The 12,858-nt window shown below is 66.3% G+C and carries 13 protein-coding genes; 11 read left to right on the top strand and 2 right to left on the bottom strand.

From position 1 onward, the window contains the following. Positions 1-45: 45 nt before the first annotated feature. From DEIPE_RS08675 to DEIPE_RS08665, 3 genes are all read left to right on the top strand, one after another. Positions 46-1,962 carry a putative bifunctional diguanylate cyclase/phosphodiesterase gene (locus tag DEIPE_RS08675; protein ID WP_015235596.1) on the top strand — a complete coding sequence of 639 codons (1,917 nt, stop codon included), beginning with the start codon at positions 46-48 and terminating at the stop codon, positions 1,960-1,962. Positions 1,963-2,034: 72 nt separating this feature from the next. Beyond that, complete coding sequence (locus tag DEIPE_RS08670) at positions 2,035-3,192, top strand: MFS transporter (protein WP_015235595.1); 1,158 nt, start codon at positions 2,035-2,037, stop codon at positions 3,190-3,192. Between the two features lie 181 nt (positions 3,193-3,373). Then, a complete protein-coding gene (locus tag DEIPE_RS08665) occupies positions 3,374-4,075 on the top strand; it encodes a response regulator transcription factor (RefSeq protein ID WP_015235594.1) in 702 nt (233 codons plus the stop codon). On the opposite strand, the gene DEIPE_RS08660 is transcribed toward DEIPE_RS08665, so the two are convergent. After that, positions 4,063-5,466, bottom strand: coding sequence for an MFS transporter (locus DEIPE_RS08660; protein WP_015235593.1), 1,404 nt, complete (start codon positions 5,464-5,466; stop codon positions 4,063-4,065). The two genes, DEIPE_RS08665 and DEIPE_RS08660, sit on opposite strands and share 13 nt — an antisense overlap. Before the next feature lie 161 nt (positions 5,467-5,627). Between DEIPE_RS08660 and DEIPE_RS08655 the strand changes: the two genes are divergently transcribed. After that, a complete protein-coding gene (locus DEIPE_RS08655; RefSeq protein ID WP_015235592.1) occupies positions 5,628-6,122 on the top strand; it encodes a VIT1/CCC1 transporter family protein in 495 nt (164 codons plus the stop codon). A 46-nt stretch (positions 6,123-6,168) separates the two neighbouring features. Beyond that, complete coding sequence (locus DEIPE_RS08650) at positions 6,169-6,846, top strand: HAD family hydrolase (RefSeq protein ID WP_015235591.1); 678 nt, start codon at positions 6,169-6,171, stop codon at positions 6,844-6,846. Here the strand turns inward: DEIPE_RS08650 and DEIPE_RS08645 are convergent. Next, on the bottom strand, positions 6,836-7,129 hold the full coding sequence (locus tag DEIPE_RS08645; RefSeq protein WP_083865871.1) for a hypothetical protein: 294 nt from the start codon (positions 7,127-7,129) through the stop codon (positions 6,836-6,838). The two genes, DEIPE_RS08650 and DEIPE_RS08645, sit on opposite strands and share 11 nt — an antisense overlap. Before the next feature lie 123 nt (positions 7,130-7,252). On the opposite strand from DEIPE_RS08645, the gene DEIPE_RS08640 reads away from it, so the two are divergent. The 6 genes from DEIPE_RS08640 to DEIPE_RS08615 all read left to right on the top strand — a co-directional run bounded on the left by DEIPE_RS08640 (position 7,253) and on the right by DEIPE_RS08615 (position 12,857). Beyond that, entirely contained in the window at positions 7,253-7,516 is a 264-nt protein-coding gene (locus DEIPE_RS08640) for a hypothetical protein (RefSeq protein WP_015235589.1), read from the top strand. A 202-nt stretch (positions 7,517-7,718) separates the two neighbouring features. Next, complete coding sequence (gene mreB / locus DEIPE_RS08635) at positions 7,719-8,759, top strand: rod shape-determining protein (protein ID WP_015235588.1); 1,041 nt, start codon at positions 7,719-7,721, stop codon at positions 8,757-8,759. A 50-nt stretch (positions 8,760-8,809) separates the two neighbouring features. Next, positions 8,810-9,247, top strand: coding sequence for a 3-hydroxyacyl-ACP dehydratase FabZ (fabZ, locus tag DEIPE_RS08630; protein WP_015235587.1), 438 nt, complete (start codon positions 8,810-8,812; stop codon positions 9,245-9,247). Between the two features lie 75 nt (positions 9,248-9,322). Beyond that, positions 9,323-10,477, top strand: coding sequence for an LptF/LptG family permease (locus DEIPE_RS08625; protein ID WP_015235586.1), 1,155 nt, complete (start codon positions 9,323-9,325; stop codon positions 10,475-10,477). Next, complete coding sequence (locus DEIPE_RS08620) at positions 10,474-11,646, top strand: MGDG synthase family glycosyltransferase (RefSeq protein ID WP_245557615.1); 1,173 nt, start codon at positions 10,474-10,476, stop codon at positions 11,644-11,646. The genes DEIPE_RS08625 and DEIPE_RS08620 overlap by 4 nt, the downstream gene beginning before the upstream one ends. Continuing rightward, on the top strand, positions 11,643-12,857 hold the full coding sequence (locus DEIPE_RS08615) for a polysaccharide deacetylase family protein (protein ID WP_015235584.1): 1,215 nt from the start codon (positions 11,643-11,645) through the stop codon (positions 12,855-12,857). Before DEIPE_RS08620 ends, DEIPE_RS08615 begins: the two co-directional genes overlap by 4 nt. The last annotated feature ends 1 nt before the right edge of the window (position 12,858 follow it).

Here is a 12,858-nt window from a genome sequence, read left to right as displayed (position 1 = left end):
AAGAGGGCTGTCCGACTGCTCGCGATACAACGCTCAGGGGATTTCGTGAAGAACACGCTGACACTGCCGACCACACTCGCGGCGTCCCACCCGGTCCAGTTCGGGCTGTCGGGTCGCCTGCTGCTCTTCGTGCTGCCCATCATCGCGCTGGCGTTCCTGACCGCATGGCTGCTGGGGATGTCGAGCGGTCGCCTCGCTGCTTTCGACGCCTTCGCCTATCCGCTGATGTTCGCGGGAATCGTGGCGCTCGAGCTGTTGCTGCTGGCCAGACGGCACGCCAAGACCGTGGTCACGGCGGCCGTGCTGTTGTCTGCCAGCGGCTTTTTTCTGGCCAAACTGGTCTTCCTGGTGTTGTTCGCGCCGCAGGGTGAAGCGCTGGCGTTCGGGTTCAGCCAGTCTTTTCTCTGGACGGCCGGGGTGTTCGTGCTGTCGTTCTTTCTGCCTTCGGCACGCCTGGCACGCCGTGTCAGCTTCGCCTTTCTGGTGGCGCTCGTGGTCACGTCGCTGGTGTGCGTGGTCGTGGCGGGCGCTCTGGACGGGTCACGGCTCAGCGCCGAGCTGCTCAACGTGCTGGTGCAGCTGAACCTCGCTTGCCTGGTGTTTTTCGTGCTGGCGCGCGGTTCGCACCAGTCCACCGAAGAGCACGCCCGGGCCGTGGCGCACACCGAGGCCGTCGAAGCCCTGCTGAACGCCGACGCCCTGACCGGCTTGCCCAACCGCCGGTTTCTCGAAGCGCACCTGCAGCAGCTGATCGGCGCGCCGGAGAAGGCACGCAAATTCAGCGTGGTGTACCTCGACCTCGACGGCTTCAAGCTGATCAACGACACCCTCGGGCACGCGGCGGGCGATGAGGCCCTGCAGGAAGCCGCTTTGCGCTTCATGACGTGCCGCAGGCCCGATGAGGTGGTCGCGCGCATCAGCGGAGACGAGTTCGTGGTGGTGCTTCCCGAGCGAGAGGAGCAAGCCTGCGAGCGCGTGGACTGTTTTCTGGAAACGCTCAGGCGTCCGCTGCTGATCGAGGGTCAGGTGGTCTACCTGACGGCCAGTGCGGGCATCAGCCACTTTCCGCAGCACGGCGAGAACGCCTCGGAGCTGCTTCGTCACGCGGACAGCGCGATGTACCACGTCAAGCGTCGTGGCCGCAACGGCTTGCGGGTCTTCGAGCCGTCCAATGTCGAGCAGGAGATCGGGCGGACCCTGACGCGTGACCTCACGGCGGCACTCAGGGAAGGACAGTTCTCGCTGGCCTACCAGCCGCTCTTGGACTTGCAGACCCGCACGACCGTCAAGGTCGAGGCGCTGTTGCGCTGGACACACCCGCTGCACGGCCCAATTTCACCCGCGACCTTTATTCCGCTCGCCGAGGTGAGCGGTCTGATCGTGCCGCTGGGCGATTGGGTCCTGCACGAAGCCTGCGCGCAGGTGCGCCGCTGGCAGGAGGCGGGCCTGCGGGTGGGTGTCTGCGTGAACGTTGCCCCGCTGCAGTTCGCGCAGCCGGGGTTTGTCGGGAAAGTGCTCGAAACGGTGCGTGCGCACGGCATCCCACACGGCGCGCTGGAGCTGGAACTGACCGAGGGTGCCCTGCTGGCCGATCCGACCGGAGTGCGTCAGGCGCTGCACGAACTGAAAGCTGCCGGTGTGCGCACGGCCCTCGACGATTTCGGCACCGGTTACTCCAGCCTGTCGCAACTGCGCGATCTGCCCATTCAGACGCTCAAGATCGACCGCTCGTTCGTCCGCGACCTGGAACAGCCGGGCGAGGCCTGTCAGTACACCGAGGTGCTCATTCAGGCGGTGCTGGCGGTAGCGCGCACCTTGCACCTGGGCGTGGTGGCCGAAGGTATCGAAACCGAGGCGCAACTCCGGCGCCTGCGTGAGTTCGGGGTCACCGTCGGTCAGGGCTACCTGTTCTCGCCGCCGCGGCCCGCGGCTGAGATCGAGGGGCTGAGCGGCCACCTGTAGACGTCGGCGCTCAGCCAATTTGCTTACCACCCGGCGCACCTTGTGACCTCGGGGTGCGTGGTAGCGTGCCGCATGCGCGTCGCCACCAGCGTTTCCACCGGAGCTGCCGTCGCCGTCGCCGTCACGGCGGGACACTTCATCAACGACGCTTACTCGGCCATGCTGTCTCCGCTCGGGCCGGCGCTGCGGATGCAGTTCGGGACCTCGATTGCCGCGATCACGCTCCTGATCGCGGTCTTCTCGTTCACCTCCAGCGTGCTCCAGCCGTTTCTAGGCATTCTGGGTGAACGCTTCGACCGGCGCCTGATGGCGGCGCTGGGCCCGGCAGCAACTGGCATCGGCCTGAGCTTGATGGGTTATGCGCCCGCCTTCGGGCTGCTGGTGCTGCTGGTGGCCGTGGCCGGTCTGGGCAGCGGTCTGTTTCACCCGGCGGGCGCCGCGTTCGTGGCGCGCTACAGCCCGGTCGATCAGCGTGGCTTGTGGGCGAGCCTGTTCAGTGCGGGAGGAACGGCCGGGATGGCGCTGGGACCAATCTTCGCCGGGGTGGGGTTGCACAACCTGCCGGTGTTCGCGCCGATCGGACTGGTGGTGGCCTTTGCGATCTATCTGGTCACGCCCGCCGAGCGCGCCAGCACCCAGCGACCCGGCGTGCGCGAGTACCTGACGATTTTCCGGGGACCGATGGTCACCTTGTGGGGCATGGCCGTGTTGCGCTCGCTGGCCTCCTCAGGTTTCGGGGTAATGCTGCCCTTTATCCTGAGCGCCAAAGGCTACAGTTACGGCGCCACCGCGCTGGCCTTGGGTGTGTACAGCGTGGCGAGCGCGTTGGGCGGCATTGTCGGCGGGCGCATCTCGGACCGGCGTGGACGTACGCTCGTGCTGCGCTCCAGCATTCTGGGCACCGTGCCGCTGTTCGTGCTGCTGGTGCTCTCCGAGCCCGCCCAGCTCTGGTACTACCCTTTGATGTTCCTGGTGGGCGCTTTTATCAACGCCTCGATTCCGGTGGGGGTGGTCACCGCGCAGGAATACGCGCCCAAGCACGTGGCCGTGGCCAGTTCGATCATGATGGGATTTTCCTGGGGATTCGCGGGCCTGCTGCTGTTTCTGGTGGGATTGCTCGCCGACGCGACCACGCCGACTGTCGCTACGCTCGTGAGCATCTCGCTGCTGCTGCCCAGCGTCTGGCTGGCTTACCGTCTGCCCGAGCCTCAGAAAGCCAGGTTGGACTGAGGGCTCGGTCCTGCCAACGCCGGAATTTTCCGGCGTTTTTGTTGCTGCGGGCACGGCACACAAAGCTAAAGGATGCCTTTGCACTGGCTTCACTCATGGAGTTCTTATCTGTGAGGATAATGAATCTGATCCCCCATCCTGTGTACCGTCCCAACGGTACGGGAAAGACTGTGAGATGCACATGACCTACTCGATTCTTGTCATCGAAGACAATCCGGACGTGATGCACGTCGTGCAGCACGAACTCGAAAATGCCGGCTTCATCGCCCACACCGCCGATACCGGTGCGGGCGGCCTGTCGCAGGCCCGTGAACTCAATCCGGATCTGGTGATTCTCGATCTGGGCCTGCCCGACTTCGACGGAGCGGAAGTGGCGCGTCAGCTGCGCCGTTCGACCAACGTGCCCATCATCATCCTGACGGCCCTCGACGCCATCGAGCGCAAAGTCGAGCTGTTCGGCTTCGGGGCCAACGACTACATCACCAAGCCCTTCAACACTGCCGACCTGATTGCCCGGGTCAACGCCCAGCTCCACCAGGCCAACATCAACGACCTGCTGGCAATCGGGGAGCTCTGCGTGACGCTTCCGGCGCGTCAGGCCACCTACGCCGGGCAGAATCTGGCGTTGGAAGACAGGGAATTCGATCTGCTGACGCTGCTCGTGCGTCAGCCCGGACGAATCTTCACGCCCGAGCAACTCCTGGAGACCTTGTGGGAAGGTCAGGTGGACCAGAAGGCCAACCTCGACGCCTGCCTGGAATCCTTGCGTGGCAAGCTGCGCGGCGCCGGCGCTCAGGATGTGATCCGCACCGTGCGCGGTATGGGATACGCCTTCCGCCCTCCCGTTCAGGAGAATGCGCTGGCCACGATTCAGCCTCGCTGATCCTGACACTCTTCCAGTGACGCCCCCGGCGAAAGTGACCGGGGGCGTAAGCGTGCTGTCGTGAGCTGCCCCAGCAGCGCCACCAGCACCGTCAAGGCAAAGAGGATGCCCACCCCGGTGCTGACACCCTGAGCCGCCAGCAACGCGCCTCCAATGCCTGCTCCGATGGCCGCGCCCAGCACATCGGCCATCTGCAGCGTACCGGAAACCTGACCTTCCTGGCCGCCTGGTGCGTGGTGAAACACGACGAGCGTGTGAGACTGAAACCCCAGCCCCATGCCCAGACCGCCCAGCGCCCAGAAGGCCGGGGCACTCCAGGCAGGTGTGCCGGGCAACAGCAAGGCGAGCGCCATGCCCCCCAGGGACAGCGCCACAATGCTCACGCCCAGGCGCGCGGCGCGGTGCCGCCAGCGTCCGGCGGTGCGCTCGTCGAAACGCGAGTGCGCGAACGAGGTGGCCGACCACACCAGCGCGCTCACGGTCAACACCGATCCGGCCTGCAAAGCACTGAAACCCAGCAACTCGCTCAGACCCAGCGGCACGAAAGCTTCTGCGCCGAAAAACGAGAAGGTCAACACGAAACGCGTCGCGAACCCGGCGGCCAGGGGGGCCCCGGCTGCTCTCGAGCGCCAGGGAAACGCGGGAAACAGCGCCCGCAGGGCCGGTCCGGCCAGCAGCAGCCCGGTCACTCCCAGCAGCGCCGCCCACCCCCACGCCCGCTGTTGCAGGGCGGCCAGGGCCAGTGACACGCCCAGGGCGGCCATCAGGGCAAAGCGGACACGCGCGGTATCCAGCGGCGTTCCGGCAGCCTGCAGACGCCGCAGGGCCGGCAGGGCCAGCGCCGCGACCAGCGCGAGCGGCGGAGCGAGGCCCAGAAAGACCAGCCGCCACGACGCAACCTCGGCGATCACGCTGGCCGCGGCGGGGCCGATCAAGGCAGGCACCACCCAGGCGCTCGAGAGCAGCGCGAGCATGCGGGCGCGCAGTGCGTCCGGATACGCGCGGTTGATGACCAGATAGGCGATGGCCACCAGGCCGCCTCCCCCCAGGCCCTGCAAGGCGCGCCCCGTGATGAACATCTCCATGCTGGGCGCCAGGCCCGAGAGCAGCAACCCCGCACCGAACACGGTGAGCGCCAGCAGAAAGGGTCGCGAGGGGCCGTCACGGTCGGCCACGCCACCCAGCACCACCGTCGAGAGCAGGTACCCCATGAAGAACGCGCTGAACGACCAGCCATACAGCGCAAGCCCGGACAGCTCCCGCGCCAGCGTGGGCAGGATGGTCGCTACTGCCAGCGATTCGAAGGCGATCAGCAGCACGCACAGCAGCAGACCAAAGGTGAGCGGGCGCAGCCCGGGACCAAAGACACCGGAAGCAGAAGGAGAGTGCATGGCAGCCTTCGCAGCTTGCCCCTCACGGTTCGGTGAAACCGGTGGTTGTCCCACAAACCGGGTTTTCCCTGAAGCAGGGATCGCTTGCGAGGCTGTCTTGGGCGTATCAATCTCAAGACCACCCATTTTCTTATTGAGAACGATTCCCGTTAAGCTGAAGCATGACCGGTCACTCGTCCGAGCAGCGTTTCGTGTTGCAGATCATTCAGCCCGCACTGCTCGGTTTGATGGACGGCTCGGTGTCGACCCTGGCGCCGATCTTTGCGGCGGCCGGTCTGACGGGTCGGCCCATCGACGCCTTTTACGTGGGACTTGCCGCCTCCGTCGGCGCGGGCATCAGCATGGGTCTGGCCGAAGCGCTCAGCGACGACGGCAAGGTGACGGGGCGCGGCAGCGGGCTGCTGCGCGGCGTCATCACCGGGGTCGCGACCATTGTGGGGGGCATGCTGCACACCTTTCCGTTTCTGATCGCCGATCTCCCCACCGCCCTCGCGGTGGCGTACGCGGTGGTGATCGTGGAACTGCTGGCCATCGCGCTGATCCGCTGGCGATACATGCGCTCCTCGCTGCCGCGCACCATCGCGCAGGTGATCGTCGGTGGCGCGGTGGTATTCGCTGTGGGTGTCTGGCTGGGCCGCTTTGGCGGCGAAGCCTGAAGCGCTCTTTCAGCAGGCTGCCCGCCAGAGGCGGTAGCGTAGCAGCATGAGCGCCTCACCAAAAGCCCTGCTGTTTGACATCGACGGTACCCTGACCGCCACCGACCCGCTGCACTTTCAGGCCTGGGCCCAGAGCCTCCGGAAGCACGGTCTGAACATCGACGAAGCGATTTACCAGCAACGCATCAGCGGCCGCCTCAATCCCGACATCGTCGCGGACCTGCTTCCGGCGCTGGGCGCGGACGAAACGGAGGCCTTCATCGCTCAGAAGGAAGAAACCTTCCGCGCGCTGGCCACCAGCATCATGGCCCTGCCCGGCCTGAGTGAACTGCTGCACTGGGCGCGCCAGCACGACCTGCCGTGCGCGGTGGTCTCCAATGCCCCGCGTGACAACGCCGTCTTCGTGCTGAGCACCCTCGGCCTCGACCGGACGTTCGCGCATATCGTGCTGGCCGACGACCTGCCACGCGGAAAACCCTTTCCCGATCCTTACCTGGAAGCGCTGCGGCGGCTGGGCGTGAATGCCCGGGACACGTTCGCCTTCGAGGATTCTCCTTCTGGCGTGCGCTCGGCCGTTGCGGCGGGCATTCCGACGGTCGGGCTTACCACCGGGCACGGTGAGGAAGCCTTGCAGGAAGCGGGCGCGGCGCTGATCGTTCCCAATTTTGCCGATCCGCGTCTGCCGCAGTTCCTGGGCGTACCGGCTTTCGCGATCAGCGGCTGAGGAGGCCCCGCAACTCTGCTTGCAGGGCCTCCTCGATGCCGCGCCCACGCCAGGTGGATTCCAGCGCCTGCGTTTCCTGCCACTGGGTGCCAGTACGCTGCGCCACGAGAAAACCCACCGGTTTGCCGCCCGCAATGACGACCAGGCAGACAAAGTCATCCGGCGCCGGCTCACCCGGCGCTCCCAACGCGAATTGCGGATTCAGGCGGCGCATCTGCGTGAGCAGGGTCCCTTCGGGCGGGCCGGGCAGGCGGCTGATCCGGACACGGGCGGGAAGCTTCACGGCTTCATGGTAATACGGTAGGCGTGGTGCGGTCGGGGCGCGTGTCATGTGGGCTTCATGCGCCCCGACCTACAATGTGCAGGTGATGTTTTTCGTGACAGATCACCAGGGACAGGCGTGGCCATGCGTGTTGTGACGACGGTGCTGCTGGCGGTGCTGGGCGCGGTGTTCGCGTCACTGACGCTGGCTGCGTTTGCGAGCGTCAACCCGAGCGTGTCGGACGCACTGCGCCTGCTTTCAACCGTGGAGGGCACGCTGGCCACGCGCCTGGGGCCCGCTTCCTTTGCCTTTTCCGACCTCGACGGCTTCTGGCGTGGCCTGATCTACCTGGGAATCACGACCGCCTGCATCTGGCTGGCGGCTTATCTCAAACCACGCGGGGCTTGAAGGTATAACCGCATCGGAAGCGCAAGGAGAGTGGCGTGTTAGCATACGAAGGTTCTAGAGCGGTCGTCAGCGCGCAGGCAGATCCTGCCCGGCTGACCGAGTAGCGCGAGAAGCCCTCTTCCGGAGCGAGTGAGGGTGGAGTTCACAGGCACGCTCTTCGGCAACGGATCAACGCTCTACAGGCCAGCGTGAAGGAGTCAGGGTGAGGTTTTCAGAAGACATCGGTATTGACCTGGGAACGGCGACGTTCCTCATTTACAGCAAAAGCCGCGGACTGGTTCTCAACGAGCCCAGCGTGATCGCCATGACCCGTGACACTAAGGAAGTCATGGCCGTCGGCGAAGAAGCCTACCGCATGCTGGGCCGCACGCCGGGCAATATCGTGGCGGTACGGCCCATCAAGGACGGCGTGATCGCCGACGACGCCCTGACCGAAAAAATGATCGCAATGTTTCTGCGCAAGGTGCAGGGCGGCGCGGGCAAGCTGTTCGGATTCAAGCCCCAACTGATGGTGGGTGTCCCGAGCGGCGTGACCGACGTCGAGAAACGCGCGGTGTTGCGCGCCGCCCTCAACGCCAACGCCAAGCGCGCCTTTCTGATCGAAGAGCCCCTCGCGGCGGCCATCGGCGCAGGCCTCAAGATTGCCGAACCCGTCGGCAGCATGATCGTCGACATCGGCGGCGGTTCGACGGACGTGGCCGTGATCTCGCTGGGTGGCATCGTGGTTTCCGAGTCGCTCAAGGTGGCAGGCAACGAGTTCGATGAAAGCATCATTCGTTTCGTGCGCCGCAAGCACAACCTGATGATCGGCGACCGCACCGCCGAGGAAATCAAGGTCAAGATCGGCGCGGCGATGCTGGGCCGCCCAGAGGACAACATCGTCGCGGAAGTGCGCGGGCGTGACCTGGTGCACGGTCTGCCCAAGACCATCACCCTGCAGACCTCGGACATCACCGACGCCCTGGCCGAACCGGTCAGCAAGATCGTGGACGGCGTGAAGCGGGTGCTGGAAAGCACCCCGCCCGAGCTGGTCAGCGACATCATCGACCGCGGTATCGTCATGACCGGCGGCGGCAGCCTGCTGCGCAACTTCGACGAGCTGTTGCGCCAGGCGACCGGCATTCCGGTGGCCGTGGCGGAAAACGCCAACGAGGCAGTGGCCATCGGCACCGGCATGGCGCTCGAGATGATTCCGATTCTGCGTCACCACCTGATTTCCAGCGACAACTACCTGCGCCGCTGAGTTGCGGGGCCCCAGCCCCGCTCTGCCTGACAGTGGCCCGTGAGGGACCCATGACCCAGACTTTTGATGCTCCGCTTGACATTCAAGGCGTTCTGACGCGCCTGCCGCACCGTTTTCCTTTTTTGCTGGTCGACCGCGTGCTTTCCTGCGGTGAAGGCCAGGTGCACGCCTTCAAGAACGTCTCGATCAATGAGCCTTTCTTTCAGGGCCACTTTCCCGGCGAGCCGGTCATGCCAGGGGTGCTGATTATCGAGGCACTCGCGCAGGCCAGCATGTTCGGCATCGACCTCGAACCCGGCTCGATTGCTTACCTGGTCGGTATCGAGGGCGTGCGCATCAAACGCAAGGTCGTGCCCGGCGATCAGCTTCACCTGCACGCCAAGCTCGATTACCTGCGCCGCGGTCTGGGAAAGACCACCTGCCGTGCCGAGGTGGACGGCCAGCTCGTGTGCGAAGCGCAGATCCTCTTCGCGCTCGCCAAGGCCTGAGTCCTTCTCACGGTGCTACGTTAATGCTGAATCCGGCAGCGCGCTCCTTGGGCGCTTCTCGCTGACCTTCCCCTTATGCGCTTACAACGGTACATCCTCCGCGAACTCTGGCCGCCCCTGGTGACGGGCACCTTGCTGTTTACGGCCATCGTCTCCTTCGGCTACTTCTTCGCGAGTTCGCAGTGGCTGGCGAACGCGCCGTTTCTGGGCGTGCTGCGTTATATCGCCTTGCAGGTGCCCAACACCCTGGTGCAGGTCTTTCCGATGGCCGTGGTGCTGATGGTGGTGGTGGCTTACGGGCGTCTGGCCAACGAGCGCGAGCTGAGTGCCGCACAGTCGGGCGGTGTTTCGCTGGGGCGGGCCGCCCTGCCGGCGGTGGGCGCGGCCCTGGCGGTGTCGGGCCTGTCGCTGTACCTCTCCGAGTATGTGGTGCCGCGCGCCAACGTGGAAGCGCGCTCGTTTTACTGGGATGACCTGACCGGCGCGGGCCTGCAGCAGCTCGCGGGACGCACGGTCGAAATCGGCCCGGGTCTGGAGCTGCACTTCCAGGGCTACGTTCCGGCCACCCGCGAATTGCAGAATGTGCGCCTGCAGCAGTGGAGCGACAACGGCAGCGGCCGCACCGGCATCGTGTTCTTCGCCGACCGTGGCCGCTACGAGAACAATGACATCACCTTGATCGGCTACCAGGGATACAGCCTGGACTACACGGCCATCGCGGCCCTCGACCGATTGCCCGAAGACGCGTCCGAAGACGCCTTCCGCGCGGGGGTGGCCGACATCTTCAAGGTCACATACCTGCCCACCACCCCGGACGCGAAATTCGAAATCGAGACCGGACTGTCGCGCAAACAGGCCATCGCGGGTTTCGCCGACGCCATCGCCGCCGACGCCACTTCACTCTCCACGCTGTTTGGCACGGTGTTCAGCCGCACTGCCCGTCCGGCCGAGCGCTTCGCGGCACGCGCCGAGCTCAACCGCAAGCTCGCCTTGCCGCTGGGCAATCTGGTGCTGGTGCTGGCCGCGCTGCCGTTCGCGCTGCGCTACGGCCGCACGACCGGGGTGGCCCTCGGCGTGGCGCTGTTGATCGCGGTGTCGTACTACCTGGTGTACGTGCTGGGCCTGTCGCTCGGCAACTCGGGGGTGCTGCCCCCGGAGCTGGGCGCCTGGCTGGCCAACATCACCTTTGCGCTGGGCGGGCTGTATCTGCTTCGTAAGGCGTCCTCGTGAACCGCCAAGCTTCACCGCTTCGACACAACTCGGCCGTCCGGCTTCCGCCCGAAATGCGCGCGCTGATCGTCTCGGCGGCGCTGGGCGGCGGGCACCTCAAGGCGGCCGAGGCCCTCGAGCGGGCGCTGGCAGAGTACTCGCCCGGCTTCAATGCCCTGCATGCCGACTACCTGACGTACCTGAATCCCGTCGAGCGCGGTGTCTCGGCGGGCGTGTACCTGTGGTGGCTGCGCCACAGCCCCAACACGTACCGCTTCTTCTACCACTGGAGCGACCGCGCCGAGGCGCCGTGGTTCGTGAAATCGGCGGCCAGCACCGCGGGACTGCGCCGGATGCTGCGTGACCTGCGCCGTGTCCGGCCGCACCTCGTGCTGTCCTCCTACGACGGTCCGGCAGTGCTGGCGCACACCGCCCGCCGCCGTCATGGCCTGTCGTTTCTCAACGCGCTGCTGGTGACGGACTACACCATCCACTATCACTGGGCACGCCCCGAGGTGGACTTTTTCATGGTGGCGACCGATCGCGTGAAAGACGGGCTGGTGGGCTGGGGCATCGACCCCGAGAAGATTGCCGTCACCGGTATTCCGATCCTGCCGCGTTATGCCGAGTTGCAAGGCGCCGACAAGATGGCACTGCGCGAGCGTTTCGGTCTCCCGCAGGACGAGCCTCTGGTGCTGGTTTCGGCTGGTGGTAAGGGCAGCATCTATCACGGTCTTTCCGACGTGATCGACGCCTGCGCCGGGGCGGGCACGCGCGTGCAGGTTCTGCTGCTGGCAGGCGGCGGTGAGGTCGGCACCGAGCAGGTTGGCGGCGCGACCGTGCACCGGCTGGGGTACACCAGCTTCTTTCCCGAACTGCTGGCCGCCAGCGACCTGGTGATCGGCAAAGCGGGCGGCCTCACGGTCTCCGAGGCGATCGCGCTGGGTGTGCCCATGCTGATCTACCAGCCCATTCCCGGTCAGGAGGAAGGCAACGCCGCCTTCCTGCAGGAGCGGGGCGCGGCCCTGTGGGCGCCCTCGAAGTGGGAATTGCGCCGCTCGCTGGTGGCGTTGCTGGGTGACCCGGCGCACCTGCAGGCGATGAGTGAAGCCGCGCGGGCGACCGGGCGACCCCACGCGGCCCGTGACGCGGCGCAGGCGTTGCTGAGGCGGCTGGGAGCGTGGGAATGAAAAAACGGGTGTGGTGGACGCTGGGTGCGCTCCTGGCGTACGTGGGCCTGCCCTACGCCCTGGTGCAGGTGGGCAATCTCGGGGTGGTGCGGCGTGGCCGGAGTCCGGGAACGGGCATCGCCCTGACCTTTGACGACGGCCCGGATCCCTCGACTACGCCGCGAGTGCTGGACGCCCTGCGGGAAGCGGGCGTGCACGCGACCTTTTTCATGCTGGGCGAGGCGGCCGAGCGGCATCCGGACCTCGTGCGGCAAATTGCAGCTGAGGGCCACGAGGTGGCCTCGCACGGCTACGCGCACCGGCATGCCTGGACGCGCGCTCCCTGGAGTGTCGGCGCCGATCTGCGGCGTTCGCTGAAAGTATTGCGCGGCCTCACCGGGCAGGACATCGCCTTTTTTCGGCCTCCGCACGGTGCGTACACCCTGGCTACCGTGCTGACGCTGCGCTTTCAGGCAGCGCAGCGTGGCGTTCGTGGGGCGCACTGGACTGTCGAGGCGCACGACTGGCACCCCGGCTACACGGCATCGGGCGTGACCCGGCGCGTGCTGGACAGCGTCGAGGCAGGCGGCGTGATCGTGATGCACGACGCCGGGCGGGGAGGCGAGACGGCCGCGCAGGCGTTGCCCGAGCTGTTACCAGAGCTGAGAAAGCGTGGCTACGCGCCCACGACCCTCTCCGGGCTGGAAGGCGTGCGCCCCGAGCGCGCTCATGACCTGCTGCCGCGCGCCCTGAAACTGCTCGACCGGTGGTTTGACCGCACTGGCAACGTCGTGCGTTTCGGAATCAAGGCCAACAGCCTGCTGCGTGCCGGGCTGGTCAAGTTCCCGCTGCCTGACCATCCCCAGTTCGCGCACGGGGCGCCCCTGCTGGAGCTGCACGTGAACAGCGAACGCATGACTCAGTTTGCCCCGAAGCCGCTGACTGGAATCCGCATGACGCGTGAAAGCCTCAAGGAACTGGCCCGCGCCGTGCAGGAGCGGCCAGAGTGGGCGGGCGCGCAGGGAGTGTTCGCCATCGGTCCCTTTTCGGACATTCTGGGCGCCCTGGGATTTGAAGCCGCCGACGTGCCGCCCGCGATGCGCCGTCGGCTGGGGACCTGGGCGAACATGCTGCGCCGCGCGTATGGCGCAGTCGGTGAAGGCCACGCGCACGATGTGCGCGTGGCGACCATCTCGCGCGAGGAGCTGCTGCGCCGCTACGGGGCGCGCTGAC

This window comes from Deinococcus peraridilitoris DSM 19664 (assembly GCF_000317835.1).
GTDB lineage: Bacteria > Deinococcota > Deinococci > Deinococcales > Deinococcaceae > Deinococcus_A > Deinococcus_A peraridilitoris.
The sequence above is the reverse complement of the archived record's forward strand: the minus strand, read 5'-3'. Positions and strand labels throughout refer to the sequence as shown.